Annotated in this window: 24 protein-coding genes; 12 read left to right on the top strand and 12 right to left on the bottom strand. The window is 74.0% G+C overall.

The window, feature by feature from the left end:
• Positions 1-5 precede the first annotated feature (5 nt).
• Complete coding sequence (locus tag ACZ45Z_RS28785) at positions 6-3,497, bottom strand: AfsR/SARP family transcriptional regulator (RefSeq protein ID WP_468368370.1); 3,492 nt, start codon at positions 3,495-3,497, stop codon at positions 6-8.
• A 240-nt stretch (positions 3,498-3,737) separates the two neighbouring features.
• On the opposite strand from ACZ45Z_RS28785, the gene ACZ45Z_RS28780 reads away from it, so the two are divergent.
• Positions 3,738-4,544, top strand: a complete 807-nt coding sequence (locus tag ACZ45Z_RS28780) for a site-2 protease family protein (protein ID WP_468368367.1) — start codon at positions 3,738-3,740, stop codon at positions 4,542-4,544.
• A gap of 32 nt (positions 4,545-4,576) precedes the next feature.
• Here the strand turns inward: ACZ45Z_RS28780 and ACZ45Z_RS28775 are convergent, their stop codons facing one another.
• Together ACZ45Z_RS28775 and npdG are read right to left on the bottom strand one after the other, a co-directional pair.
• Positions 4,577-4,804 carry a hypothetical protein gene (locus ACZ45Z_RS28775; RefSeq protein WP_468368365.1) on the bottom strand — a complete coding sequence of 76 codons (228 nt, stop codon included), beginning with the start codon at positions 4,802-4,804 and terminating at the stop codon, positions 4,577-4,579.
• A gap of 99 nt (positions 4,805-4,903) precedes the next feature.
• On the bottom strand, positions 4,904-5,644 hold the full coding sequence (gene npdG / locus ACZ45Z_RS28770) for an NADPH-dependent F420 reductase (protein ID WP_468368362.1): 741 nt from the start codon (positions 5,642-5,644) through the stop codon (positions 4,904-4,906).
• A gap of 96 nt (positions 5,645-5,740) precedes the next feature.
• Between npdG and ACZ45Z_RS28765 the strand changes: the two genes are divergently transcribed.
• Positions 5,741-6,364: a hypothetical protein gene (locus ACZ45Z_RS28765; protein ID WP_468368361.1), complete on the top strand. Its 624-nt coding sequence runs from the start codon at positions 5,741-5,743 to the stop codon at positions 6,362-6,364.
• A 74-nt stretch (positions 6,365-6,438) separates the two neighbouring features.
• Here ACZ45Z_RS28765 and ACZ45Z_RS28760 read toward each other — a convergent pair whose 3' ends face one another.
• Positions 6,439-6,684 carry a hypothetical protein gene (locus tag ACZ45Z_RS28760; RefSeq protein ID WP_468368360.1) on the bottom strand — a complete coding sequence of 82 codons (246 nt, stop codon included), beginning with the start codon at positions 6,682-6,684 and terminating at the stop codon, positions 6,439-6,441.
• 67 nt (positions 6,685-6,751) lie between these two features.
• Between ACZ45Z_RS28760 and map the strand changes: the two genes are divergently transcribed.
• Positions 6,752-7,609 carry a type I methionyl aminopeptidase gene (map, locus tag ACZ45Z_RS28755; RefSeq protein WP_468368359.1) on the top strand — a complete coding sequence of 286 codons (858 nt, stop codon included), beginning with the start codon at positions 6,752-6,754 and terminating at the stop codon, positions 7,607-7,609.
• Positions 7,610-7,668: 59 nt separating this feature from the next.
• On the opposite strand, the gene ACZ45Z_RS28750 is transcribed toward map, so the two are convergent.
• Positions 7,669-7,875, bottom strand: coding sequence for a hypothetical protein (locus tag ACZ45Z_RS28750; protein WP_468368575.1), 207 nt, complete (start codon positions 7,873-7,875; stop codon positions 7,669-7,671).
• Here ACZ45Z_RS28750 and ACZ45Z_RS28745 point away from each other — a divergent pair.
• On the top strand, positions 7,820-8,449 hold the full coding sequence (locus ACZ45Z_RS28745) for a biliverdin-producing heme oxygenase (protein WP_468368555.1): 630 nt from the start codon (positions 7,820-7,822) through the stop codon (positions 8,447-8,449). The genes ACZ45Z_RS28750 and ACZ45Z_RS28745 overlap by 56 nt on opposite strands.
• A gap of 35 nt (positions 8,450-8,484) precedes the next feature.
• Here the strand turns inward: ACZ45Z_RS28745 and ACZ45Z_RS28740 are convergent, their stop codons facing one another.
• The gene (locus ACZ45Z_RS28740) at positions 8,485-9,150 is read right to left on the bottom strand and encodes a PhzF family phenazine biosynthesis protein (RefSeq protein ID WP_468368356.1); all 666 of its coding nucleotides are present in this window, start codon (positions 9,148-9,150) and stop codon (positions 8,485-8,487) included.
• Between the two features lie 283 nt (positions 9,151-9,433).
• On the opposite strand from ACZ45Z_RS28740, the gene efeO reads away from it, so the two are divergent.
• From efeO to ACZ45Z_RS28720, 4 genes are all read left to right on the top strand, one after another.
• A complete protein-coding gene (gene efeO, locus ACZ45Z_RS28735) occupies positions 9,434-10,588 on the top strand; it encodes an iron uptake system protein EfeO (RefSeq protein WP_468368353.1) in 1,155 nt (384 codons plus the stop codon).
• Positions 10,589-10,627: 39 nt separating this feature from the next.
• Positions 10,628-11,947, top strand: a complete 1,320-nt coding sequence (gene efeB / locus ACZ45Z_RS28730) for an iron uptake transporter deferrochelatase/peroxidase subunit (RefSeq protein ID WP_468368350.1) — start codon at positions 10,628-10,630, stop codon at positions 11,945-11,947.
• Positions 11,948-12,022: 75 nt separating this feature from the next.
• Positions 12,023-13,015, top strand: coding sequence for an iron uptake transporter permease EfeU (gene efeU / locus ACZ45Z_RS28725; protein WP_468368347.1), 993 nt, complete (start codon positions 12,023-12,025; stop codon positions 13,013-13,015).
• A complete protein-coding gene (locus tag ACZ45Z_RS28720; RefSeq protein ID WP_468368344.1) occupies positions 12,912-13,877 on the top strand; it encodes an SCO2278 family lipoprotein in 966 nt (321 codons plus the stop codon). Before efeU ends, ACZ45Z_RS28720 begins: the two co-directional genes overlap by 104 nt.
• 111 nt (positions 13,878-13,988) lie before the next feature.
• Here the strand turns inward: ACZ45Z_RS28720 and ACZ45Z_RS28715 are convergent, their stop codons facing one another.
• Positions 13,989-14,735, bottom strand: coding sequence for a bifunctional DNA primase/polymerase (locus ACZ45Z_RS28715; RefSeq protein ID WP_468368341.1), 747 nt, complete (start codon positions 14,733-14,735; stop codon positions 13,989-13,991).
• A 142-nt stretch (positions 14,736-14,877) separates the two neighbouring features.
• On the bottom strand, positions 14,878-15,474 hold the full coding sequence (locus tag ACZ45Z_RS28710) for a TetR/AcrR family transcriptional regulator (protein ID WP_468368338.1): 597 nt from the start codon (positions 15,472-15,474) through the stop codon (positions 14,878-14,880).
• Between the two features lie 123 nt (positions 15,475-15,597).
• On the opposite strand from ACZ45Z_RS28710, the gene ACZ45Z_RS28705 reads away from it, so the two are divergent.
• Complete coding sequence (locus ACZ45Z_RS28705) at positions 15,598-15,816, top strand: DUF6243 family protein (protein WP_468368335.1); 219 nt, start codon at positions 15,598-15,600, stop codon at positions 15,814-15,816.
• A gap of 34 nt (positions 15,817-15,850) precedes the next feature.
• On the opposite strand, the gene ACZ45Z_RS28700 is transcribed toward ACZ45Z_RS28705, so the two are convergent.
• From ACZ45Z_RS28700 to ACZ45Z_RS28685, 4 genes are all read right to left on the bottom strand, one after another.
• Positions 15,851-16,837 carry a small ribosomal subunit Rsm22 family protein gene (locus ACZ45Z_RS28700; RefSeq protein ID WP_468368333.1) on the bottom strand — a complete coding sequence of 329 codons (987 nt, stop codon included), beginning with the start codon at positions 16,835-16,837 and terminating at the stop codon, positions 15,851-15,853.
• Between the two features lie 102 nt (positions 16,838-16,939).
• A complete protein-coding gene (locus tag ACZ45Z_RS28695) occupies positions 16,940-18,031 on the bottom strand; it encodes a serine hydrolase domain-containing protein (RefSeq protein ID WP_468368330.1) in 1,092 nt (363 codons plus the stop codon).
• Between the two features lie 89 nt (positions 18,032-18,120).
• Complete coding sequence (locus tag ACZ45Z_RS28690; RefSeq protein ID WP_468368327.1) at positions 18,121-19,443, bottom strand: multidrug effflux MFS transporter; 1,323 nt, start codon at positions 19,441-19,443, stop codon at positions 18,121-18,123.
• Positions 19,444-19,496: 53 nt separating this feature from the next.
• Positions 19,497-21,149 (bottom strand): alkaline phosphatase D family protein, encoded by a 1,653-nt coding sequence (locus ACZ45Z_RS28685; RefSeq protein WP_468368324.1) that lies wholly within the window; start codon positions 21,147-21,149, stop codon positions 19,497-19,499.
• A gap of 216 nt (positions 21,150-21,365) precedes the next feature.
• Here ACZ45Z_RS28685 and ACZ45Z_RS28680 point away from each other — a divergent pair, with 216 nt between their 5' ends.
• The 3 genes from ACZ45Z_RS28680 (at position 21,366) to ACZ45Z_RS28670 (ending at position 24,509) form a co-directional block, all read left to right on the top strand.
• A complete protein-coding gene (locus tag ACZ45Z_RS28680; protein WP_468368321.1) occupies positions 21,366-22,286 on the top strand; it encodes a DUF4429 domain-containing protein in 921 nt (306 codons plus the stop codon).
• 138 nt (positions 22,287-22,424) lie between these two features.
• Positions 22,425-23,423, top strand: a complete 999-nt coding sequence (locus tag ACZ45Z_RS28675) for an SDR family oxidoreductase (protein WP_468368318.1) — start codon at positions 22,425-22,427, stop codon at positions 23,421-23,423.
• 180 nt (positions 23,424-23,603) lie between these two features.
• Positions 23,604-24,509 carry a PhzF family phenazine biosynthesis protein gene (locus ACZ45Z_RS28670; protein WP_468368315.1) on the top strand — a complete coding sequence of 302 codons (906 nt, stop codon included), beginning with the start codon at positions 23,604-23,606 and terminating at the stop codon, positions 24,507-24,509.
• Positions 24,510-24,634: the final 125 nt, after the last annotated feature.

The raw sequence follows: 24,634 nt of genomic DNA, 5'->3' as shown, positions 1-24,634 counted from the left end.
CCGCGTCAGACCAGGGCGGCGGCCTCTTCGAGAGAGAGGGCGCCGCCCTCGGCGTACGCCCGGTCGTACGCCTCGTCGCCCAGCAGCGCCCGCGCCGCCGCCTCCGTACGCGCCCGGTCGACGCGGATGACCCGCGTCGGCACGTGGACGCGGGAGCGCAGCGCGTCGTACGCCCCGACCAGCCGCGCCGCGTCCGGCCCGCCGCGCGCCCCGCCGAACGCCATCAGCAGCCGCGCGCCGGTGAGGAGTTGGACCACCGGAAGGTCCGGCGCGACGATCTGCGTCAGAGGGTCGCGCACCAGCTCCATCGCCGCCCGGAACCGCGGCAGCAGATCGCCGCCGAGCCCCTCGTCGAGCTCCAGCGAGATCAGCGACGCCTCCAGCATCCCGGCGAACATGTCCGGGGCGCGCGGCCCCATCAGCTCCCGCACGGCGAGCAGCTCCTCGCGGGCCTGTGCCGTGCGGCCGGTCAGCACCAGCAGCATCGCCAGCGTCATCCGCGCGAACGGGGCCGCCTCCCGGGAGCCGTTCTGGTCGTCGACCCGCTCCAGGACCTCGCGCAGCATCCGCTCGCCCGCCTCGTCCTGCCCCTCCTCGATCAGGACGCCACTCAGCCGGGTGCGCAGCAGCAGGGTCTGGCCGTGTGCGCCGAGCGCCTCGGCGTGCACCATCGCCGCGCGGTAGTCCCGCGCCGCGGACCCGTACTCGCCGCGTTTCTCGCGGGCCTCGCCGCGCCCCGACAGCGCCTCGGCCGCGCCCCAGGCGTCACCGATCCGCAGGAAGATCCGCAGTGATTCGTCGGCGTCGCGGGTCGCCTGGTCCAGGCCGCCGGGTCGGTCGTTGAGGATCTTGGCGCGCAGTTGCAGGACGAAGCCGAGCTCCCAGTCGTAGCCGAGGTCGCGGCAGGCGAGGATCGCGCTGTCGACCAGCTCCGCCAGGTCCTCGTACTTGCCGTTGATCATCACCGCGTAGAACCACATGATGCCCGGCACCTTGCAGGTCTGCGGCATCCCGCCACGGTAGGCGGCCAGGATGCCGTCCAGATCGCCCCGCAACCGCGGACTGCGCAGCGCCTCCATATCGCTGTCCAGGCTGGCCAGCGCCACCAGCCGGACCTCGCGGCGGGCCTCTTGGAGCTGTTCGGGGTCCATCGGCGGCGGCCTGTCGATCGGCCTGTCGTACAGGTCGGGGGCGGGGGCGACGGGCGGGGTGAAGGGGTCGGGGCCCAGCGCCGCGGCCGCCACCGACCAGGTGCGGGCATCGGTGCGGTGGTCGCGCAGGGACCAGAACCACTGCAGGGACAGCACCAGGCACAGCACCTCGTGCTCCTCGTGGGCGGCGAGGGCGCGGCGCAGCGCGGTGCGCAGGTTGTCGTGTTCCAGCTCCAGCCGGTCCATCCAGGTCAGTTGGGCGGGGCCGCGCAGCAACGGATCGGCCGTACGGGCCAGTTCGCGGTAGGCGACGAGGTGGCGGCGCTCGGCCGCGGCCCGCTCGCCGGCCTCGTCCAGCCGCTCGCCGGCGTACTCCCCCACGGTCTCCAGCAGCCGGTAGCGCATCTGCCCGCCGGCGGGCGCCGCGACCACCAGCGACTTGTCGATCAGCGCGCCGAGCAGCGCGGCCACGTCCTGGGCGGCCACGCCGTCGCCCGCGCACACCTCTTCCGCGGCGGCCAGGTCGCAGCCGCCGGCGAAGACCGACAGCCTGCGCAGGACCGCGCGCTCGGGCTCGTCGGTCAGGTCCCAGGACCAGTCCACGACCGCGCGCAGGGTCTGCTGCCGGGGCAGCAGCGTGCGGCTGCCGCTGGTCAGCAGCCGGAAACGGTCGTCCAGCCGGTCGGCGAGCTGCCGGGGGGAGAGCAGCCGCAGCCGGGCGGCGGCGAGTTCGATGGCGAGCGGCAGGCCGTCCAGGCGGCGGCAGATCTCGGCGCAGGCCGCCGGGTCGTCCTCGACGCGGAAGCCGGGCAGGGCGGCGGCGCCGCGGTCGGCGAGCAGCCGCAGCGCGACCGGGTCGGGCAGCGGCTCGACGGGCCGCAGCACCTCGCCCGGGACGGCCAGCGGCTCGCGGCTGGTGGCCAGGACCGTGACGCCCGGGCAGGTGGCGAGCAGCCGCTCGGCGAGGGCGGCGGCGGCGCCGATGACGTGTTCGCAGTTGTCCAGAACCAGCAGCATCCGGCGGCCGGCGCAGTGCTCGGCGAGCCGGGCGAGCGGGTCCAGGGCGGTCGGGTCGGTGGCGGCGCGCAGGCCCTCGGCGGTGGTGCTGCGTACGACGGTTTCGCGGGCGCCGAGCGCGGTGAGCACCGCTTCGGGCACGGTCTGCGGATCGTCCACCGGTGCCAGCTCCGCGAGCCATACGCCGTGCGGCCAGGCGTCCGGCGCCGCGGCGGCGGCCGCCTCGGCCCCCTCCTGCGACAACCGCGTCTTGCCGGCACCGCCCGGCCCCAGCAGCGTCACCAGCCGGTGCCCGGCCAGGTCGGCCCGCAGCGCCGCCAGGTCGGCGTCCCGGCCGACGAAGGAGGTCAGCCGCGCCCGGAGGTTGCCGGGGCCGCCGCGGGCGGTGCGTGTCCGTTCCCCCGCGCCCGCCGGCCGCTCTCCGTACGCGCCGTGCGCCGCGTGCCCGCCGTGTCGCCCCTCGTGACCGCCCGGCGCCACGGGGAGCGGAGCAGAGGCCCGCGCCACCGAGCCGGGGCCGCCGGTCGGCGCCACGGAGCCGGGGCCGCCGGTCGGCGCCACCGGGCCGGGGCTCCGGTCCCCGGGCTCCGGGCCGGGCCGGAGCAGTTCGGCGTGCAGGGCGCGGAGTTCGGGGCCGGGGTCGGCGCCGAGGCGGTCGGCGAGGTCGACGCGTATCTCCTCGTAGGCGGCCAGCGCCGCGGCCGGGCGGCCCGCGTCCCGCAGGGCGCGCAGGCGCAGGGCCTGGAGCGGCTCGTCCAGGGGATGGTCGCGGCACAGGGCGACGAGGGCGGGCAGCGCCTCACCGGCGCGGCCGAGGACCAGGTCGGCGGCCAGGCGGGTGCGCCGGGCGTCCAGGCGGCGGCTCTCGGCACGGGCCGCCTCGTTCGCCGCGTCCGGCAGGTCGGCGAGGGCGGGGCCGCGCCACAGGCCGAGCGCGTCGTCGAGCAGGGCGGCCGCGCGCGCCGGGTCGGCCGCGTCGAGCGCCCGGCCGCCCTCCGCCGCGAGCCGTTCGAAGCGGTGCAGGTCGACGGCGTCCGGCTCGGCGCACAGGCGGTAGCCGCCGTCGGCGGAGGCGACCGCGGCGCGGCCCAGGGCGCGGCGGAGCCGGCCGACCAGGGCCTGGAGCGCGCCGGCCGCGTCGGCGGGCGGGTCCATGCCCCAGATGTCGGCGATCAGCGCCTCGGGGGGCAGCGCCCGCCCCGGCCGCAGCGCGAGGGCGGTGAGCAGGGCGCGCAGGCGTGCGCCGCCGAGGGCGACGGGCGTGCCGTCGGCCCGGTCGGCCCGGGTCGTCCCGAGAATTCCGTAGCGCACCGAGTCATTGTCGTTCACGGCGGCGCACGTCACGCTCCGCTCACCCCCCGCTGTCCCCGAATCGTCCCCGATTCCGGCGCCCCCCGGCCCCGGACTTCCGTCAGGGTCCCACCTTGCCCGGAACCCGCCGCGCGGCGCGCCGCCTTTTCCGCGCACCCGGGCCGACGGTACGGGCGGGGCACCGCGCACGGTGCGCCGGCCGCCCGACCCCGGTTACGGTCATGGCTGCCCCTCATCCGCCACCCGGGAGTCCCGCACATGACCACAGCAATCCGGCGCGCCGAGCGCCGCGTCAGCCCGGTCTTCCTCGCCCTCGTCGCCGTGATGGCGGTGTCCGGCTGGGCCCTGTGGAGCGGGCAGCTCGCGGCGAGCCCCGGCGTCGCGGTGTTCTTCTTCGTGGTGTCGGCGTGGGTGGTGTCGCTGTGCCTGCACGAGTACGCGCACGCCCGCACCGCGCTGCACAGCGGCGACATCTCGGTGGGCGCCAAGGGCTATCTGACGCTGAACCCGCTGAAGTACACCCACGCCCTGCTCAGCATCGTGCTGCCGGTGCTTTTCGTGATCATGGGCGGGATCGGCCTGCCGGGCGGCGCGGTGTTCATCGAACACGGCCGGATCCGCGGCCGCTGGCGGCACAGTCTGATCTCGGCGGCCGGTCCGCTGACGAACGTGCTGTTCGCGGTGGTCGTCACCGCGCCGTTCTGGCTGGGCCGGCTCGACGGCGTCCCCGCGCCGTTCCGCTACGGCCTGGCGTTCCTGGCGCTGCTCCAGGTCTCCGCCGCCCTCCTGAACTCCCTGCCCGTGCCGGGACTGGACGGCTACGGCGTGATCGAGCCGTGGCTGTCGGCCAAGCTGCGGCGCCAGGTGGAGCCGTTCGCCCCGTTCGGCCTGCTGGCCGTCTTCGGACTGCTGTGGGTGCCGGAGGTCAACGCCGCCTTCTTCGACACGGTGCACGCCGTGCTGCGCCCGCTGGGCGTCTCCGACTGGTCGGCGTTCTGGGGCCAGGAGTACTTCCGGTTCTGGAAGGGCGAGCCGCAGGTCCCGACGATCGGCGGCATCGGGTAGCCCGTAGGGGCCGCGGCCGGCGGCTGCGCGGGTCAGCCGGCGGACGGGGTCCGCTGCGTGCGGGCCGCGGCGTCCAGCTTGGCCTTGCGGACGTAGAACCAGGCCATGTTGCTGGAGACGCCGGCCATCAGGATCCAGACGACGCCGAGCCAGCTTCCCTGGACGAAGGAGACGACCGCCGCGGCGACGGCGAGGACGCACACGACGACGGCCCAGAGAGCGAGTCGCGGGACCGGGCTGGTGGAGGGCGCGGTGGGCATGGGGGTCGGCTCCTGTCGGGGGTGGTGCGATCCCTCCCAGTGTCCCCCATGCCCGGTGCGTGCCCGGCCGGGGCCTTCGCGGCGCCGGGCCGGGGCGGCTCAGATGTCGGTGACCCGCAGGCCGGCGTGGGCCTTGTAGCGGCGGTTGACCGAGATCAGGTTGGCGACGAGCGATTCGACCTGGTGGGCGTTGCGCAGCCGGCCGGCGAAGACGCCGCGCATTCCGGGGATGCGGGCGGCCAGCGCCTGCACGAGGTCGGTGTCGGCCCGCGCCTCGCCCAGCACCATCACATCGGTGTCGATCTCGGCGATCTCCGGGTCCTGGAGCAGGACGGCGGAGAGGTGGTGGAAGGCGGCGGTGACCCGGGAATCGGGGAGCAGGGCCGCGGCCTGCTCGGCGGCGCTGCCCTCTTCGGGCTTGAGGGCGTAGGCGCCCTTCCTGTCGAAGCCGAGCGGGTTGACGCAGTCGATGACGAGCTTGCCGGCCAGCTCCTCGCGCAGGGACTCCAGGGTCTTGGCGTGGCCCTCCCACGGCACGGCGATGATCACTACGTCGCTGCGCCGGGCGCACTCGGCGTTGTCCGCGCCCTCGACGCCCAGGCCGCTGAGCTGCGGGTCGGCCGCCGCGGTCCGCGCACGGTCGGCGGCGCGGGAGCCGATGATCACCTTCTGGCCGGCCCGGGCGAACCGGTAGGCCAGGCCGCGGCCCTGGTCGCCGGTGCCGCCGAGGACACCGACCACCAGGCCGGAGACGTCCGGGAGGTCCCAGGGGTCGCGCTTGAGGGCGGCCTTGGCGCGGGTCGCGGCGTTCGGGGAGTTGGCAGCGTCAGAAGTAGTCATGACAGCGATCCTGTCACGCCGTCGCGGCGGCCCGTACGGGTGAGAGACCGGGAAGCGCCCACCGGAGGGGGCCGGCGCGCGGCATGATGCCGGGCCATGGATGCCGTACGGGTCGCGCTGCTGCGCGAGGTCCTGGCCGGGACGGAGTGGGTGCAGTCCACCCGCCGTTTCGCCGGGTCGTTGCGCGCCTCCGTCGCCGCGCACGACGGCGGGCTGCTGCTGGTGGGCAGCGCCGCCTACGAGCCGTGGCACCTGGCGGCCCACCTGGACGACGAGGCCGCCTGGTCGGGCCTGCCGGAGCTGTCGCCGACCCTGGTGCGGCACCGGGTGCCCGGGGGCGTGCCGGCTCATCTGTCGGTGGGGCTGGGCCGGCTGGCGGCGGCCGGACGCCGCGAGACGCTGCTGGTCGTGACGCCGGAGCGGCCGGGCGCCGGCCTGCTGGAGCGGGTGCACGACGCCCGCCGCAACGGCGCGACGGTGTTCGCGCTGGACGGCGGGGACCGCGATCTGCACGCCCTCGCCCATGAGTCGCTCGCCGCACCGCCCGCCGGGGCCGGGGCCGAGGAGGCGCGCGACCTCGATCTGGACACCGTCCAGCATCTGGTGAGCGCGGCGGCCGGGGAGAACAGCCTGCCGGCGCCGCGCCGCCACCGCCGGTTCCGCGACCGGCTGGCCCGCCTCGCCGAGGAACTGACCTCGCCGCCGCCCCCGCGCTGGTGACCCGGCGGGCCCGAAGCCCGGCCGCCGAGGCCGCGCGGGTGTGACCGCGGCGCCGTACGGACGCCCCCGGCCGATCAGCCGTTGCCGCCCTCCTCGCCGCCGGCGTTCTTCTCGTGCTTCTCGTGCCAGCGCGGGTCGGTCTCCCACTCCAGGTTGCGCTCGCGGGCGCTCTCCATGGCGTGCGCGGCCTCCTCGCGGGAGGCGTACGGACCGAAGCGGTCGGCGGCCCGGCATTGCGGGCCCTCCTCGACCATCTGGTGCTTGAGGCAGTAATACCACTCGCCGACCTTGCCGACCGTACGCCTCTTGAACAGCGCCATTGCCGCCTCCTGTGGCTGTTTTCCGTGCCGCAATCCTGCCCGATGGCCCGCGGATACACTCGCTTGCATGTCTGGCCAGTCGCTTCTTGTCCCGGGGAGCCTCTCCCCCACCCGCCCCGTACCCGCCTCGATCCCGCGCCCCGAGTACGTGGGGAAGGACGCGCCGACCCCTTATACGGGGCCCGAGGTGCAGGATGCCGAAACGATCGAGAAGATGCGGATCGCCGGCCGGATCGCCGCGCAGGCGATGGCGGAGGCCGCCAAGCTCATCGAGCCGGGCGTGACGACCGACGAACTCGACCGGGTCGCCCACGAGTTCATGTGCGACCACGGCGCCTACCCCTCGACGCTCGGCTACCGCGGCTTCCCCAAGTCCCTGTGCTCCTCGCTGAACGAGGTCATCTGCCACGGCATTCCGGACTCGACCGTCCTCAAGGACGGCGACATCGTGAACCTCGACGTCACGGCGTACATCAACGGCGTGCACGGCGACAACAACGCCACCTACCTGTGCGGCGACGTGGACGAGGAGTCCGCGCTGCTGGTGGAGCGCACCCGCGAGGCGCTGAACCGGGCCATCAAGGCGGTCCGGCCGGGCCGGCAGATCAACATCATCGGCCGGGTCATCGAGTCCTACGCCAAGCGCTTCGGCTACGGCGTGGTCCGGGACTTCACCGGCCACGGCATCAATTCCTCGTTCCACTCCGGCCTGATCGTTCCGCACTACGACAGCCCGCACCACACCACCGACATCAAGCCCGGCATGACGTTCACGATCGAGCCGATGCTGACGCTGGGCACGCACGAGTACGACATGTGGGACGACGGCTGGACCGTCGTGACCAAGGACCGCAAGCGGACCGCGCAGTTCGAGCACACCTTGGTGGTGACGGAGACGGGAGCCGAGATTCTCACGCTTCCCTGAGTCCGGCGGGGGTAGTCTTTTACCGACAGGGCGTCGGGAACAGATTGACTTAGGTAAACCTAAGCAGTTAGCTGAGCCGTAGTGGCGACGATCTGTTCCCGTCCGCTCCCCATCGGTCCCCGGAGGTCCGCCTTGGAAGCGCACAGCCCGATCGCCAGCACGCCGTCCGCGCCCACCGCCCCGCCCGCCGCGGGCACGCCGTTCTCGACGGTGATCCGCACGGCGTCGCACGCGCAGCACACGGAGGCGGAGAACTCCTCCTTCATGAGCGACCTCCTCGGCGGCAAGCTCGGCGTCCCGGCCTACCGGCGCTACACCGAGCAGTTGTGGTTCGTCTACGGCGCCCTGGAGGAGGCTTCCGAGCCCCTCGCCCACGACCCGGTCGCCGGCCCCTTCATCCGCCCGGAGCTGGCCCGTACCGCCGAGCTGGAGCGCGACCTCGCGCATCTGGGCGGGCCGTCCTGGCGCGCGGGCCTGGAGCCGCTGCCGGCCACCGCCGCGTACGCCGAGCGGGTGCGCGCCTGCGCCCGCGACTGGCCGGCCGGCTATGTCGCCCACCACTACACCCGCTACCTCGGCGACCTCTCCGGCGGGCAGATCATCCGCGGCACGGCCGAGAAGACCTGGGGCTTCGCGCGCAAGGGCGACGGCGTGCGGTTCTACGTCTTCGAGGACATAGCCAATCCCGCGGCCTTCAAGCGCCGCTACCGCGAACTCCTGGACGCGCTGCCGGTGGACGACCTGGAGAAGCAGCGGGTGGTCGAGGAGTGCAAGCGCGCCTTCGCGCTCAACAGCGCGGTCTTCCGCGAGCTGGGCGAACAGTTCCCGCTGAGCGCGTAGGCACACGCGGGCCCCGTCGCGACTCCCGACAGGGCTCAGGGCGTTTCGACGCGCACCAGTCCGCCGACCGCGATGGTGCCGTCCGGATACGGGCGGGTGCGGATCCGCGAGCCGGCGCCCTGGCGGATGTCGAGCGGGCGGCCGAGCTCGTGGGTCAGCAGCAGCGCCGCGGCGCCGGTGGCCTCGTCCTCGACGATCCCGTCGCCCCGGCGCGGAAAGGCCCGCGCCCGGATCACGCCCGCCGCCTCGTCCTGCCAGGCCCAGGCGTAGAGCCAGCCCTCGCCGGGCGGCGGGGCGGGCAGCGCCTCGACCTCCGCGACGGACGCCCGCCGCTCGGTCCGGCGCGCGGTCACCCACTCCGGGCGTCCGCGCACCCAGGTGACGTCCCCTTCGTAGCTCACCGGGACCTCACCGGCCGGCGGGCGCAGGGTGCGCGGCGGGCGCCCCAGGCCGCGCAGCAACCAGGCCAGGCCGACCAAAGGGTGGCCGGCGAACGGCAGTCGGACACTCGGCGTGCGGATGTCGACGGTGCCGCGCGCCGCGTCGTCCAGGAACACCGTCTCGCTGAAGCCGAGCCGGGCGGCCAGAGCGGCCCGCTCGACTCCCGGGGGAACGGCCGCGCCGTCGCGTACGACGCCCAGCGCGTTGCCGCCCGTCCCACCGGGCCCGCAGAACACCCGGAGCACATCGACTTCGGTCATGGGCTCATTCAAGGTCATCCGCTCATCGTGCGGCACGGCGTTGGCCGGATCGGGTCCGGCGGTAGATCCGGCCGTTACCCCCCTTCCCGACCCACGCCCCTTACCTTGACCGGTCATTGACGCTTCCGTGACTCGGCACCCATCGATCTGTGACCGGGCCGTTGTCCATGAGAGCGGGATCACGGGACTGGTTGGGCAAAATTCAGGTAAGCCTCAGATAAGTTAGGGCGGCCTTAGTGATACTGCCCTCCGTACCGCACCGACCGAAACGCCTGGAGCCCGTATGCGAGCCCTTCGCTCCTCCGTCGTCGCCGCCATCGCCGCGGCCGCGACCCTGACCGCCGTCGCCGGCTGCGCCGAGAAGAGCGACGCGAAGGGTGGCGCCGGCAAGGACACGATCACCGTGACCGCGACCGACACCGGTTGCGAGGTGTCGGCGAAGAAGTTCCCCGCCGGACAGGTCCACTTCGCGGTGCGCAACGAGGGCTCCAAGGTCACCGAGGTCTACGTCTACGCGCCCGGCGACCGGATCGTCACCGAGCGGGAGAACATCGGCCCCGGCACCAAGACGGACATCACCGCCGAGATCAAGGCCGGCTCCTACGAGATCGCCTGCAAGCCCGGCATGAAGGGTGACGGCATCCGCCAGAAGGTCACCGCCGACGGCAAGGCCCCGGCCGCCAAGCGCGACCCCAAGCTGGACACCGCCGTCGCCGCGTACCGCAAGTACGTCCAGGAGCAGGCCGACCAGACGCTGCCCGAGGCCCGGAAGTTCGCCGACGCGGTCAAGGCCGGCGACGTCGACGCCGCGAAGAAGGCGTACGCCCTCTCCCGCGTGGGCTGGGAGCGCACCGAGCCGGTGGCCGAGTCCTTCGGTGACATCGACCCCAAGGTCGACCTGCGCGAGGACGGCCTGGTGGCCGGCCAGAAGTGGACCGGCTGGCACAGGCTGGAGAAGTCCCTGTGGGAGAAGAAGAAGATCTCCGGGGACGACAAGAAGCTCGCCGACCAGCTCATCACCGACCTGAAGGACTGGCAGAAGCGCGTCGGCACCGCCGAGATCACCCCGACCAGCATGGCCAACGGCGCCAAGGAGCTGCTCGACGAGGTGGCCACCGGCAAGGTCACCGGTGAGGAAGAGCGCTACAGCCACACCGACCTGCTCGACTTCCAGGCCAACGTGGAGGGCGCGCAGAAGGCGTACGAGCTGCTCAAGCCGGTCGCCTCGAAGAACGACCCGAAGCTGGCCAAGGAGCTGGACAAGCAGTTCGCGGCGATCCGGGCGGGCCTGGACAAGCACCGTGACGAGGACTCCGCCGACGGCTTCGCCCCGTACGACACGGTCGGCAAGGCCGAGCGCAAGCAACTGCACGACGGCGTCAACGCGCTGGCCGAGCCGCTGTCCAAGCTGGCCGCCACCGTGGTCACCGCCAAGTAGTCCCTCGTCAAGCAGTCCATCGTCAAGCAGGGAGTCAGGATGACGACCGACGGCACGCAGCACGGTTCGACGGACGGCGCGGCGGATGACGCGCCCGGCGCCGGCGCCGCCCCGTCCCGGCGTTCGCTGATCGGCTGGGGCGGTGCGGGCCTGGCGCTGGGCGCGGTCGCGGCCGGCGGCACGGCGGCGGCGCTGCGGGCCGGCGGTGACGTCCAGCCCGCCGCGGCGGACGCCACCGCGGGTTCCGCCGTGCCCTTCCACGGCGCGCACCAGGCGGGCATCGCCACCGCCGTCCAGGACCGGCTGCACTTCGCCGCGTTCGACGTCACCACCGACGACCGCGACGAGCTGATCGCGCTGCTCAAGGAGTGGACGAAGGCGGCGGCGCGGATGACGGCGGGTGACGCGGTCGGTGCCGGAGCGGTCGGCGGGCTCGCCGAGGCGCCGCCGGACGACACCGGCGAGGCGCTCGGCCTGCCGCCGTCCCGGCTGACGCTGACCTTCGGCGTCGGCCCGTCCCTCTTCGAGAAGGACGGCGAGGACCGCTTCGGCCTGGCGGACCGGCGGCCCGAGGCGCTGATCGACCTGCCGCAGTTCCCCGGCGACAACCTCGACAAGGCGCGCAGCGGCGGCGATCTGTGCGTGCAGGCGTGCGCGGACGATCCGCAGGTCGCGGTGCACGCGATCCGCAACCTGGCCAGGATCGGCTTCGGCAAGGTGGCGATCCGCTGGTCGCAGCTCGGCTTCGGCAAGACGTCCTCGACGACGCCTGAGGCGCACACCCCGCGCAACATGTTCGGTTTCAAGGACGGCACCCGCAACATCGCGGGCACCGACAAGGCCGCCCTGGACAAGCACGTCTGGGTCGGCGAGAAGGACGCCAAGGGCGCGTCGGGCTGGATGGCCGGCGGGTCCTACCTCGTCGCCCGCCGCATCCGGATGCGGATCGAGACCTGGGACCGCACCCCGCTCCAGGAGCAGGAGGAGATCTTCGGCCGGGACAAGGGCGAGGGCGCGGCGGTCGGCAAGAAGCACGAGCGGGACGAGCCGCATCTGAAGTCGATGCTGCCGACCGCGCATGTGCGGCTGGCGCACCCGGACTCCAACGGCGGCGTGCGGATCCTGCGGCGCGGCTACTCCTTCACCGACGGCACCGACGGCCTGGGGCGGCTGGAGGCGGGGCTGTTCTTCCTCGCCTACCAGCGCGACGTACGCCACGGCTTCGTGCCGCTCCAGAAGAACCTGGCGCGCAACGACGCGCTCAACGAGTACATCCAGCACGTCGGTTCGGCCGTCTTCGCGGTGCCGCCGGGCGTCCGGGACGCGGGCGACTGGTGGGGCCGGGCGCTGTTCGCCTGATGTCGCCCCGCGAGACAGGGGCGACCGGGACGGCGCGATGACGGACGACTGTGTGAACGAAGGAGAGGGACCGGCGTGTTCGGCAACTATCTGATCGGGCTGCGCGAGGGCCTGGAAGCCAGCCTCGTCGTCTGCATCCTCATCGCCTACCTGGTCAAGACCGGCCGGCGCGGGGCGCTGCGCCCGGTCTGGCTCGGCATCGCGCTCGCCGTGGTGCTGTCGTTCGCGTTCGGCGCGGCCCTCCAGTTCGGCTCGCAGACGCTGACGTTCACGGCGCAGGAGGCGCTGGGCGGCTCGCTGTCGGTCATCGCGGTGTGCCTGGTGACGTGGATGGTCTTCTGGATGCGGCGTACCGCGCGGCATCTGAAGAAGGAGCTGCACGGCAAGCTGGACGCGGCGCTGGCGATGGGCACCACGGCGCTGGTGGTCACCGCGTTCTTGTCGGTGGGCCGGGAGGGCCTGGAGACGGCGCTGTTCGTGTGGACGGCCGCCCAGTCCGCGGACGACGGCGTACGGCCGCTGGTCGGGGCGCTGCTGGGCCTGCTGACGGCGGTGCTGCTGGGCTGGCTGTTCTACCGCGGCGCGGTGCGCATCAACCTGGCGAAGTTCTTCACCTGGACCGGCGGCATGCTGGTGGTGGTCGCGGCGGGCGTGCTGGCGTACGGCTTCCACGACCTCCAGGAGGCGGAGTTCCTACCGGGGCTGGGCAGCCGGGCGTTCGACATCAGCGAGCAGATCCCGGCGGATAGCTGGTACGGCACGCTGCTGAAGGGCATCTTCAACTTCCAGCCGGACCCGACCGTCCTCCAGGTCACGGTGTGGGCTCTGTATCTGATCCCCACGCTCGCGTTCTTCCTCGCCCCCGGTAGGGTTGCGCCGAATCGTGCCACCCCGGCGGCCTCTCCGTCCGCCCCGGTCGCCCCGAAGGAGCCCGAGCCCCATGACACGCAGGTCGCCGTTCCGGGTGCCCGCAACACTGACGTCGGCAGCGGCGGCGCTGGTGATACTGAGCGGGTGCATGACGGTGCACGGCGAGAGGGAGATACTGCCGGCGGTGTCGAAGGCTGAGGGCGCCAAGGCGCTCCGGCACTTCGCCGACCGCTTCAACGAGGCCAACCGCACGCTCGATCCGAAGCTGAACGCCTCCTACGAGTCGGGCCCGCTGCTGGCCATCGACCAGGCGGGCATCAAGGCGGCGCACGCCCTGCGGCCGCGGGGCAACCCGGACTTCACGCCGCTGACGTTCAAGGACGCCCACTTCACCATCCCCGAGCAGGCGGGCTGGCCGAAGTACTTCGTCGCGGACGCGGTCAGCAACCGCAAGGACCGGACCGGGGCGTTCACCCGCTGGTACCTGGCGTTCAGCCGCGACAGCGTCGACGCCCCGTGGCGCGCGGTGTATCTCGCGACCTTCGCCGCGAAGGACGCCCCGAAGTTCGCTGTCGGCAAGGACGGTCACGCCGAGGCGGTGCCCGCCGACGCCGCGTCCGGCCTGACGATGGCCCCGGGCAAACTCAGCCGGGCCTACGCGGACTACCTCAAAACCGGCAAGGGGCAGGTCTTCGCCCCGGGCCGGGAGACCGACGGCTGGCGGGCGACCCGCGCCAAGCTCACCAACCAGCCGGGGGTGCGCATCTTCTGGGAGGACCAGGCCGCGGACTTCCCGCCGGTGGCGCTGCGGTTGGCGGACGGCGGGGCGCTGGTGTTCTTCTCGACCTACTACCACCAGCAGCAAACGGTGTTCAAGGGCGGCACGATCACGGTGCCGGCGCGGCTGCGGGGCATCGTCGAGGGCCCGCTGAAGAAGACCGACAAGATGGAGTTCACGACGGTGTCGGGGCAGGCGGTCAAGGTGCCGGCCAAGGACGCGGGCGGCAAGGTCGTGGTACTCAACCGCATCGAGGCGAAGACCTCGGCGAAGGCGCTGTAACCGGCGTCACCCGACGGTGGCCGCCGCAGTGCGAAGGGGCCGTCGGTGATCCGACGGCCCCTTCGTCCTGTGGAGCCGGGGCGGGCGCGCCCCGTCGTGCGGGTGGGCCGTTCAGCGGCCGATCGGCCAGGCCGCCGGTTCGTGGCCGGCCGGCCGGCGGTCGTGGAATTCCGCGCACGCGTCGGTGAGCGATTCCAGCAGCGTCAGCGGGTCGGGCAGCGGGAGTTCGGGGCCGCGCAGCCAGGTCACGGCGGGCTGGTCACCGGGAAGCCGGGACGGCGGCAGCAGGACGTAGCTGCCGCGGCAGTGCCAGCGCAGTCCCGGGTGCTCGTCCAGGGTCTCGGGATGGCAGTCCAGTTCGCAGGGCCACCATTCGTCCTCGTCGTCCGGGGTGCCGCGGGTGGCGGTGAAGAACAGCATCCGGCCGTCGTCCGGGCCGACGCCGCTGAGGGTGATGGGCCCGACGTCGATGCCCGCCGCGTCCAGCCGCTCCAGGGCGCTGCGGCCCGCGTCGGCGGGCACGTCGAGCACGTCGTGGATGATGCCGGTGGCGGTGATGAAGTTGGCCTGCGGCAGGGTGCGGATCCAGGCGGCGACCTTGTCGCGGTCGGTGGTGGCGACGGTCTGCCAGCCGAAGGAGACGGGGTGCCGGCCGGGGGTGGGACAGCCGATGCGCTCACAGGAGCAGCCGTAGCCGGAGGGGTGCGCTGCCGGGGCGACGGGGAAGCCCGCTTCGGCCGCGGCCAGCAGCAGGTCCTCGCGGCCGCGGGCGGCCGTCGCTCCCGTGCCCGTATCGCCGCCGTCCGATCCGCTCTTCGGCCGGCGCAGCCACTGGGAGAACCTGCTCTTGCGTTCCATCTATCCCCTCACTTCGAGCGGTGGTCTGGGATCAATGCTGCCACCATCCTGGGCTCCGGGTGACCGGTGTGCGGATCCGGGGTGAACGTAGGGGGGACGAAGGGGGCGATTCGCACGATTGGCGACAGCGTGCCGGGTGTCGTCAGGAACGGGGCCGCAGACCGCCCAATACCTGGTCGACCAGGGTGTCCACGTACTCATGGGTCAATTCGCCGGTGCGCATCAGCCAGCGTTGTGAGAAGGGACTCAGGATCATCTCGGCGGCCACCCGGACGTCGACGCCCGCGGCCACCTCGCCCGCGGCCTGCGCCGTACGCAGCCGGTCGACGTAGGCGCCGATGCCCGGTTCCAACAGCCGGGTGACGAAGGTGCGCGAGACCTCGGCGTCGTTGGCGCCGGCCACCGCGAGGGCGCGGTAGGGGGCCTCGAACGCCGGGTCGTTGAATTCGTCGGCGGTGGCCCGCAGTACGGACTTCAGGTCCGCCGCCAGATCACCGGTGTCGGGCATCGCCTCGTCGTAGGTGTCCACGTCGACGGTGAACGCGTCCAGCAGGACGGCGGCCTTGGAGGGCCACCAGCGGTAGATCGTCTGCTTGCCGACCCCGGCCCGGGCGGCGATGCCTTCGATGGTGAGTTTGTCGTAGCCGACCTCGCCGACGAGCGCGAGGGCGGCGTCGAAGATCGCCCGGCGGGAGCGTTCGCTGCGGCGGGAGGAGTCGGGGGCTGTCTTGTTGGCCATGGACCGAGTCTACCGAGGGTGAGGCGAGACGTATCGTCTTGACAAGACGGCACGTCTCGCCTCACGATGAGGAGGCATCGAGACGCGGCGTCTCGCTAGGCGCCCGACGGAAAGGAACTCACCATGAGCAAGGGGAACGCGAGCGGCATGCTCGGCGTCGGAGGCACCCGCAGCAAGCTCTCCCGTGGCGCCCTGCGCGGCAACGCCAACGGCACCCGCCACGGCGCCGGCCACCCGGACCCGCAGGCGCAGCGCCGGGAGCTGCTGCGCAAACTCCAGGAGGCGCGGACGGAACGCGCCGGGAAGAAGGGCTCGGAGAAGAAGGACCCTCAGAGCCCGTAGAACGACCCGTGGGGCCCTGGGAGCCGTAGGGCCCTCAGGCCCAGTCGTCGCCCCAGGACGCGTCGCGGGCCGCGCGGTAGAGGGGGCCCTGGCGCTTGGTGACCGTCGCCCGGCGCAGGCCCTCCTCGGCCGTGCACAGGTCCAACAGCACCTGGCCCTTGCGCAGTTGGGGCTTGCGGACGATGCGGGACGGGGCCGGGGAGGCGTCGAGGCGGGTGGCCGCGACATAGCTGAACTTCTCGTCCTCGTACGCCAGGGAGCCGCCCTTGACCTGGCGGTGGAGGGAGGAGCGGCTGACCCGGGCGGAGAAGTGGCACCAGTCCCCTCCGCCCGCCGCCGGGGCCGCCCCGGCGCCCTGGACGAGCGGGACGATCGGGCAGGTCCCGCTGTGCGGGCAGGGCGCGACGATCCGCAGGCCCGCCTCGATCAGTTGGTCGCGGGCCTCACGGATGCGGAGGTAGCCGTCGGGGGTGCCCGGTTCGATCAGCACCACGACGCGGGCGTCGGCCGCGGCGGCCACCACGGCCCGGCGGTCCTCCGGCCGCAGCTCGCCCAGCACGTAGGAGACGGTCACCAGGTCCGTGCCGGCCGGCAGGCTCAGCCCGTCGCCGATGGCCCGCCGCTGCCACACCGTCTCCGGCAGCGTCCGCGCCGCCAGCTCCCGGCCGAGGTCCAGGGCGGGCTGCGCCCAGTCCAGGACGGTGCTGCGGTGGCCCTCCCAGGTGGCCGCGGCGGCCCAGGTGGCGGCGCCGGTGCCACCGCCGATGTCCACATGGGTGGCCGGTGTCCACCGCGGGATCCGATCGGCGAGGGCGCCCAGCGCGGCGCGCACCGCTTCGAAGGTCGCCGGCATCCGGTAGGCCGCGTAGGCGACCACGTCGGCGCGGTCCCGGAGCACCGGGGCGTCGGTAGGTGTGTCGCCCCGGTAGTTGGCGATCAGCCGGTCGACGGCCTGCGCGGCCTGCTTGGGCGGCAGGCCGTCGAGCAGGCCGGCCAGTGCGGCGCGCAGTTCCTCGTGCATTGGGCCAAGTTTACGGGGGCCGGGGCACGGTCCGGTCCGCGCGGCGGACGGTGGGTGCCCGAGGGCTGAGCGGCGGGTGAGCGGGGCCGCCAGGCCGGGCCCTCAGGCCGCGCGGTCCGGTCCGTCGGCGGCCGCCACCGCCCGGGCCAGGCACGTCGCGGCCGCCGCGCGGGGCGCGCTGCCGCCGTCCCCGCGACGCGGGTGGACGGTGTTGGCCAGCAGCACCAGAAAAGTGTCCGTGGCGCGGTCCAGGACCAGGCTGGTGCCGGTGAAACCGGCGTGCCCGGCCGCGCCCCGGCCCGCCAGCTCGCCCATGAAGTACGGCTGGTCGACGGCGAAGCCGAGACCGGGCGGGTCCAGGAGGGCGGCGACGGCCGCCGGGCCCAGGACGCGGGCGGTGCCGTACGCCCCGCCGTTGAGCAGCGTCCGGCACAGCACGGCCAGATCCTGGGCGGTGGAGAACAGGCCCGCGTGCCCGGCGACACCGCCCAGCGCCCAGGCGTTCTCGTCGTGCACCGCGCCGCGCAGCGGGCCCCGGTCCGCCTTCGCCCACGGCCGCCGCTGGTCCTCCGTCGCCGCCACGCCCTCGGGCGCCAGCGGGCCGTAGGAGGTGCTGGACATGCCCAGCGGACCGGTGATGCCCTCCCGCACGAGGGCGTCCAGGCTCCGCCCGGTGAGCCGCTCCAGGACGAGCTGAAGGGCGATGAGGTTGAGGTCGGAGTAGACGTGGGTGCCGAGCGGGCCGGACGGGGCCGACGCCTCCCGCCACAGCAGCGCGAGCTGGGCGGCGCGCCCGGGGTGCTCGTGGAAGGGCAGCTCGGGGGCGAGCCCGGAGGTGTGGGTGAGCAGCCGGCGCAGGGTGATGCCGGGTGCGAAGGCGGGCAGGTGGGCGCGGACCTCGTCGTCGAGATCCAGCCGGCCGCGCTCGGCCTGCTGGGCCGCGGCCAGGGCCGTGAAGAGTTTGCTGACCGAGGCCAGGTCGAAGACGGTGCCCACCCGCATCGGGGCCCGCAGGTCGGGCGGCAGTTCCACGCCGCGGCCCCGCTCGGGGTCGTAGCCCCGGTAGCGCAGCGCCCAGCCCGCGGCGGCCTCGGCGGCGACGACCGGGCCGCGGCCGGCGAGGACGACGACTCCCGCGCACCAGGCGGGCCGCCCCTCGGGCAGCGCCCGCACCCCGCTGACCAGGTGCCGCATCCACCCGGGGTCGAGCCGCGCCCCCTCCGGGGTGCCGGGCCGCAGGGTCGGGGCGCCCGCGTCCGGGGCGCCCCGTGCGTCCGATGCGTTCAGAGTCCGGCTCCCTCCGCTTCCGTGCCCCCGTCGGTGTCCTCCCTACGCTGCCACGGGCGGCACATCACCAGGAAGCTCAGGAGCGCGAGTGAGGCACACGAAAGTTGCACGACGGCCATCGGCACGGCGGTCCGCTCCCCCGCCACACCCACCAGCGGGGAGGCCACCGAGCCCATGAGGAAGGTCGAGGTGCCCAGCAGCGCGGAGGCGGAGCCCGCCGCCCGCCGGGTGCGCATCAGCGCCTGGGTGTTGGCGCTGGGCAGGACCAGGCCCAGGGCGGACATCAGGACGAACAGGCCGGCGGCGACCGGCGGCAGACCGACCTCGCCGAACACCCCGGCCGACATCAGCAGCAGGCTCACCGCGGCGAGCGTGATCAACGCCAGCCCGGCGGCCAGCACCTTGTCCAGGCTGACCCGGCCGACCAGCACCTTGCCGTTGAGCTGGCCGACCAGGACCAGGCCGACGGAGTTGACGCCGAAGAGCAGGCTGAAGGTCTGCGGGGAGGCGCCGTAGATCTCCTGGACGACGAACGGCGAGGCCGAGATGTAGGCGAACAGCGCGGCGAAGGCGAAGGCACCGACGAGGACGTAGCCGGAGAAGATCCGGTCGGCGAGCAGATCGCGCATGGTGCGCAGGGTCTGCCCCAGGCCCCCGGAGTGCCGGCGCGCGGGCGGCAGCGTCTCGTGCAGCGTGCGCCAGACCAGGAAGGTGAGCAGCAGTCCGACGGCGGTCAGGACGACGAACACCCCGCGCCAGTCGGTGACCTGGAGGATCTGGCCGCCGATCAGCGGCGCGACGACCGGGGCCACGCCGGAGATGAGCAGCAGGGTGGAGAAGAACCGCGCCATCGCCACGCCGTCGTAGAGGTCGCGCACGACCGCGCGGGCGATGACGATGCCGGCCGCTCCCGCCAGGCCCTGCAACAGGCGGAAGGCGATGAGGAGTTGGACGTTGGTGGCGAGGGCGCACAGGGCGGTCGCCAGGACGTAGACCACCATGCCGGCGAGCAGCGGGCGGCGGCGCCCCCACTTGTCGCTCATCGGGCCGACGACCATCTGCCCCAGGGCCATGCCGGCGAGGCAGGTGGTGAGGGTGAGCTGGACGGTGGCGGCCGGGCTGTGCAGGGCGGCGGTGACCTGCGGCAGGGCCGGGAGATACATGTCCATGGAGAGCGGCGGGACCGCCGTGAGGCCGCCGAGGACGAGGGTGACGAGGAGGCTGGTGCGGCGGGACGCGACCGGTGCCGGTGCCGCGCCCCGCTCTGCTATCGGGGGAGTGTCCTGGGTCTCGGCCGGGCCGGAGCCGGGGTCCGTCATGTGCGTCTCCATGGTTCATCGATGACCGCACCATGGTGTCATGCGGCCCCGCCTCAGACGGGCTTCAGGCCGGGATCGCCCGCCTCCGTGACGAAGGACGCGGCGGTGGTGACCGGCGCGCCGGGGGTGGTGACGGCCGACACCGTGCGGTAGTCGGCGCGCGCGGTGTCGTGGCCGAGGGTGACGGTGACGTAGCCGCGCCGCCCGTTGTAGAACTTCAGATGCGGGTTGGCGGCCATGTACGTGGCCCAGTTGGCGGGCTTGTCCGCCCCGTCCCGGCCGCTGGCCATCGAGGACGTCACGAACTCCACGCCCGCGGTGCGCGACGCGGGGTCCCCCGCCTCGCGCTTGATGTCGAAGGCGTAGTGGACGTGCACATCGCCGGTGAGCACGACGAGGTTGTCCACCCCGGCCGCCTCCGCGCCGGCCAGGACCCGCTCGCGGGAGGCCGGGTAGCCGTCCCAGGCGTCCATGCTGAGCTGGTAGCCGGGGCCGGTGGCGTTGCGCCGTTCGGAGAAGGTGACCTGCTGCGGCAGGACGTTCCAGCGCGCCGTGGACTCCTGCCAGCCGTCGATCAGCCAGCGCTCCTGGGCGGCGCCGGTCAGGGTGCGGCGGGGGTCTCGCGAGGCGGGGCCGGGCGCGTGCCAGCCGTCGCCGTACGCCTGGTCGGAGCGGTACTGGCGGGTGTCGAGGATGTCGAACTGGGCGAGCTGTCCGTAGCGGACGCGGCGGTAGAGGCGGGCGTCGGCGCCGCGCGGCCGCTGCGGGCGGCGCAGCGGCTGGTTCTCCCAGTACGCGCGGTAGGCGGCGGCCCGGCGGACGAGGAACTCCGCGGGCGGCAGGTCGTCCTCGCTGATGTCGGAGGCGTAGTTGTTCTCCACCTCGTGGTCGTCCCAGGTGACGAGGAAGGGGTGGGCGGCGTGGGCGGCCTGGAGGTCCGGGTCGGACTTGTACAGGCCGTAGCGCAGCCGGTAGTCCTCCAGCGTGACCGTCTCGCGGTTGAAGAGGGCGGGCAGCGTGCGGTCGGTGTAGGCGCGGGCGCCGCCCACCGCCGTCACCGGGTACTCGTACAGATAGTCCCCGAGGTGGAAGACGACGTCGAGGTCCTCGTGCGCGAGATGCCGGTAGGCGGTGAAGTAGCCGTCGTGGTACGCCTGGCAGGAGACCGCGGCGAGCCTGAGCTCGCTCAGCCGGGCGCCGGGGGCGGGTGCGGTGCGGGTACGGCCGACGGGGCTGATCCAGTCGCCGGCGCGGAAGCGGTAGTAGTAGACGCGGTCGGGGGCGAGGCCGGTGGGCTCGATGTGCACACTGTGGTCGAACTCCGGGTGCGCGTCGGCGCGTCCGCGGCTCGCGAGCTTCGTGAAGCGCTCGTCGTAGGCGACTTCCCAGCGGACGGTGACCCTGCCGGGCGGCATTCCGTTGCCTGGTTCATACGGCCGGGGGGCGAGCCGGGTCCACAGGACGACGGAGCCGGGCAGGGGGTCGCCGGAGGCGACGCCGAGGGTGAAGGGGTTGTCGCTGATCTTGCGCGGGTCGGCCTCGGTGGCGTGCGCGGCGCCCGTACCCGGCAGGTTGGTCGCGAAGGCGAGCGCGGCGGCGGCGCCGGTGGTGGTCAGGAAACGCCGCCGGCCGAAGTGCGCGGCGGCGGCCCGGATCTCCCGCTCGTGTGGTGCGGACTCCGGTCGGCGGACTGCGTGGTGCGTCATCTGCCCCTCCCCTGACGGTGGTTCACCAGTGATTGGAGGGGCGGGGGACGGCGCGGCGCTGTCCCGTGTCCGACGCATTCATGACAGCTTGATGAGGACTGGCGCCGCAACGGACGCCGCCGGACAATCGCGGCACCGGTGCGGACAGCGCGCCTGCCGTTACCCGCCGCGCGGGATCCGCGTCCCGTGCGCGGCGGGCTCCGTAGGATTCGCGGCATGGCTGAACTGATCGCGCGCGACGGCACCTGGACCTTCGACGGCGACGCCGTACGCATCGTGCCGGGCCGCGAGCGCGGTGTGCACGCGCTGCGCCAGGACCTCGGCGCCTTCACCGTGCCGCTGGAGGCGATCGCCTCGATCGCCTACGAACCGGCCCGCAAGGGTGGCCGGCTGCGGCTGCGGCCGCGCGACGGCGCGGACCCGTTGCTCCAGGTCACCGCCGGCGGTCTGCCGGACAGCGCGAACCCGTACCAGGTGGCCGTGGACCCCGGCCGGACCGGCGTCGCCGAATACTTCGCCGACGAGGTGCGCCAGGCCCTGGCCCTCGAACGGATCCCCGACGGCCCCACCGACCGCTATCTGCTGCCCGGCCCCGCCGTCCCCCTGTCGGCCGCCGGCGTCGACGGCGTCGCCACCTTCGACGGCGAGCGGGTGCACGTCGAATGGCGCTGGAACACCAGCGAGACCAAGCGGCACGCGGGGCCCCGGGACTTCCCGCTGGCGGACCTGGAGGCGGTGGAGTGGCGGGCCGCCGCCGGCCTGGAGTCCGGCTATCTGCGCTTCCGGCCGCGCGGGACCGTCGCCCCTCCGAAGCCGGAGCACGACCCGAACTCCATCGAACTGTGGGGCTTCAAAAAGGAGAGCGGCACGACGGCGCTGCTGGCGGCGGCGGTCGCGGTGCGGCTGCCGCATCCGTCGGCCGCGGCTACGGGGCGGGGCGCGCCGGCTCCGGCGCCCGCCCCGGCCGCGGCCTCGGCCCCCGGCGCGGCCCAGCCGGACGACCATGACGCGCTGCTGCGCAGGCTGCGGGAGCTGGGCGAGCTGCGGCGGGACGGCATCCTCACCGAGGAGGAGTTCACCGCGGCCAAGGCGGCGGTGCTGGAACGGTTCGGGGGCGGGGCGGGCGGCGGTCGCTGACGGGCGGGCGGTGGTCGCTGACGGGCGGGCGGCCGGACGCGCCCGTCGGCGCGACGGCTCCGGCGGTGTCCCGTCGGCGCGACGGCTCCGGTGGCGCCCCACCCGCGCCGGCGCCCGTACGCCCCTTACGCTGCCGCCATGGCACAGCACACACAGGAAGACACCGCGGCCCCCACCGTCCCCGTATCCCGCACGGCTCCCCTGACGCCGAAGGCGCGGGCCGGGCACGTGGCCGGGACGGGCGCGACGGCGCGGGCGGCGGAGGCGGCCGAGGCGGCGGCCGGCCGGAGCGGTGAGGCCGGGGCGCGAGCCGGGACGGAGCCGGCGGCGCGAGCCGCGCGGGCGGACGGCGCGGCGGAGCCCGGGAGGGTCGCGGTGGTCACCGGCGCCGGTTCCGGCATCGGCCGGGCGGTGGCCCTCGCACTGGCCGCGGCGGGCTGGGATCTGGCCCTGGCCGGCCGGCGCGCGGAGGCCCTGGAGGAGACCGCCCGCCAACTGGCCGACGACAGCGGCCCGGTGTCCCCGTCCGGCGACCGGCCCGCCGTCCTGGCCGTGCCGACCGACGTGACCCGCCCCGAGGACGTCGACGCGCTCTTCACCGCCGTCCACGACCGCTTCGGACGCCTGGACCTGCTCTTCAACAACGCGGGCACGTTCGGCCCGCCCGTCCCCCTGGACGAGCTGTCGTACGACGACTGGCGCGCGGTCGTCGACGTCAACCTCACCGGCTCCTTCCTCTGTGCCCAGGCCGCGTTCCGGGCGATGAGGGCGCAGGACCCGCAGGGCGGCCGGATCATCAACAACGGTTCGATCTCCGCGCACGTCCCGCGCCCGCACTCCATCGCGTACACCGCGACCAAGCACGCCATGACCGGCCTGACCAAGTCCCTGTCCCTGGACGGCCGTCCGTACCGCATCGCCTGCGGCCAGATCGACATCGGCAACGCGGCGACCGAGATGACCGGCCGGATGCGGACCGGCATCCTCCAGGCAGACGGCCGCACGGCGGTCGAGCCGGTGATGGACGCGGCCGATGTCGCCCGCACCGTCGTCCATATGGCCGCGCTGCCGCTGGAGGCGAATGTGCAGTTCGCGACGGTGATGGCGACCAACATGCCGTACATCGGGCGGGGTTGATCCGCACGCGGGCGGCCGGGGCCCGGTCAGGTCGGCGCCCGCCCGGTGACCCGAGGTTGAGCCCGCGCGCGGGCGGTCGGGGCGGGTCGCGAAGGTGGGCCCGGGCTCCGGTCGCCCGCGCGGGACCGGCGGGCGGGGAGCGCGGGGAATAGCCGGCGGGGGCGGCCGGTTGTCCCGATCATGACTACCAACGACACCGCGAGCGGCGCCACTACGCGCACCCCGGAGATCCTCCGCTACACCGCCTTCTCCGACGACCCCCAGGGCGGCAACCCGGCCGGTGTCGTGCCGGACGCGGCGGGTCTCTCCGACGCCGAACAGCTCGCCATCGCCGCCGAACTCGGCTATTCCGAGACGGCGTTCCTCACCGCACCGCCCGAGGGACTGGGCGAGCCGGGCCGGGCCTTCACCATCCGCTTCTTCAGCCCGCTCGACGAGGTGGCGTTCTGCGGCCACGCCACGGTCGCCACGGCGGTCGCGCTCGCCGAGCGGATCGGCCCGGGCGACCTGGTCTTCGCCACCCAGGTGGGCCCGGTGCCGGTGACCGTCACCCTGGACGGCGGCGTCCCGCTCGCCACCCTGACCAGCGTCGAACCGCAGGTCACCGACATCGCACCGGCCGATCTGACCGAGGCACTGGCCGCCCTGGACTGGCCGGCCGGCGACCTCGACCCGGGCCTGCCGCCCCGTATCGCCTTCGCGGGCAACCGGCACCTCGTGCTGGGCGCCGCCACCCGTGAGCGGCTGGCCAAGCTCGACTACGACTTCGAGCGGCTGGCCGCACTGATGCGCCGACTCGACCTGACCACCCTTCAGCTCGTCTGGCGGGAGAGCGAGACGGTCTTCCACGTGCGCGACCCGTTCCCGGTCGGCGGCGTGGTCGAAGACCCGGCGACGGGCGCGGCGGCGGCCGCCTTCGGCGCCTACGCCCGCGTTCTCGGCCTGGTCGCCGCCCCGACGACCCTCACCCTCCACCAGGGCCACGACATGGGTCGCCCCGCCCTGCTGACCGTCGACCTCCGGCACGGCGACCCCCGCTCCCACGTCAGCGGCACCGCCACCGCGATCACGCCGACCACCGCCTGACACGCACACACCCCGGTGGGGGGGGGGGGGGGGGGGGGGGGGGGCAGCCCCCCCCACCCCCCCCCCCCCCCCCCCCCCCCCCCCCCCCCCCCCCCCCCCCACGACCAAGAGTTGTGGGTGGGAGG

The organism is Streptomyces sp. NPDC031210, assembly GCF_055570395.1.
The sequence above is the reverse complement of the archived record's forward strand: the minus strand, read 5'-3'. Positions and strand labels throughout refer to the sequence as shown.

Excerpts from the sequence above, each read along its gene's own strand:
- ACZ45Z_RS28780 (WP_468368367.1), top strand. The coding sequence starts at position 3,738 with ATGACCACAGCAATCCGGCGCGCCGAGCGCCGCGTCAGCCCGGTCTTC.
- ACZ45Z_RS28775 (WP_468368365.1), bottom strand. The coding sequence starts at position 4,804 with ATGCCCACCGCGCCCTCCACCAGCCCGGTCCCGCGACTCGCTCTCTGG.
- npdG (WP_468368362.1), bottom strand. The coding sequence starts at position 5,644 with ATGACTACTTCTGACGCTGCCAACTCCCCGAACGCCGCGACCCGCGCC.
- ACZ45Z_RS28765 (WP_468368361.1), top strand. The coding sequence starts at position 5,741 with ATGGATGCCGTACGGGTCGCGCTGCTGCGCGAGGTCCTGGCCGGGACG.
- ACZ45Z_RS28760 (WP_468368360.1), bottom strand. The coding sequence starts at position 6,684 with ATGGCGCTGTTCAAGAGGCGTACGGTCGGCAAGGTCGGCGAGTGGTAT.
- map (WP_468368359.1), top strand. The coding sequence starts at position 6,752 with ATGTCTGGCCAGTCGCTTCTTGTCCCGGGGAGCCTCTCCCCCACCCGC.
- ACZ45Z_RS28750 (WP_468368575.1), bottom strand. The coding sequence starts at position 7,875 with ATGAAGGAGGAGTTCTCCGCCTCCGTGTGCTGCGCGTGCGACGCCGTG.
- ACZ45Z_RS28740 (WP_468368356.1), bottom strand. The coding sequence starts at position 9,150 with ATGACCGAAGTCGATGTGCTCCGGGTGTTCTGCGGGCCCGGTGGGACG.
- efeO (WP_468368353.1), top strand. The coding sequence starts at position 9,434 with ATGCGAGCCCTTCGCTCCTCCGTCGTCGCCGCCATCGCCGCGGCCGCG.
- efeB (WP_468368350.1), top strand. The coding sequence starts at position 10,628 with ATGACGACCGACGGCACGCAGCACGGTTCGACGGACGGCGCGGCGGAT.
- ACZ45Z_RS28715 (WP_468368341.1), bottom strand. The coding sequence starts at position 14,735 with ATGGAACGCAAGAGCAGGTTCTCCCAGTGGCTGCGCCGGCCGAAGAGC.
- ACZ45Z_RS28710 (WP_468368338.1), bottom strand. The coding sequence starts at position 15,474 with ATGGCCAACAAGACAGCCCCCGACTCCTCCCGCCGCAGCGAACGCTCC.
- ACZ45Z_RS28705 (WP_468368335.1), top strand. The coding sequence starts at position 15,598 with ATGAGCAAGGGGAACGCGAGCGGCATGCTCGGCGTCGGAGGCACCCGC.
- ACZ45Z_RS28700 (WP_468368333.1), bottom strand. The coding sequence starts at position 16,837 with ATGCACGAGGAACTGCGCGCCGCACTGGCCGGCCTGCTCGACGGCCTG.
- ACZ45Z_RS28695 (WP_468368330.1), bottom strand. The coding sequence starts at position 18,031 with ATGCGGCACCTGGTCAGCGGGGTGCGGGCGCTGCCCGAGGGGCGGCCC.
- ACZ45Z_RS28690 (WP_468368327.1), bottom strand. The coding sequence starts at position 19,443 with ATGACGGACCCCGGCTCCGGCCCGGCCGAGACCCAGGACACTCCCCCG.
- ACZ45Z_RS28685 (WP_468368324.1), bottom strand. The coding sequence starts at position 21,149 with ATGACGCACCACGCAGTCCGCCGACCGGAGTCCGCACCACACGAGCGG.
- ACZ45Z_RS28680 (WP_468368321.1), top strand. The coding sequence starts at position 21,366 with ATGGCTGAACTGATCGCGCGCGACGGCACCTGGACCTTCGACGGCGAC.
- ACZ45Z_RS28675 (WP_468368318.1), top strand. The coding sequence starts at position 22,425 with ATGGCACAGCACACACAGGAAGACACCGCGGCCCCCACCGTCCCCGTA.
- ACZ45Z_RS28670 (WP_468368315.1), top strand. The coding sequence starts at position 23,604 with ATGACTACCAACGACACCGCGAGCGGCGCCACTACGCGCACCCCGGAG.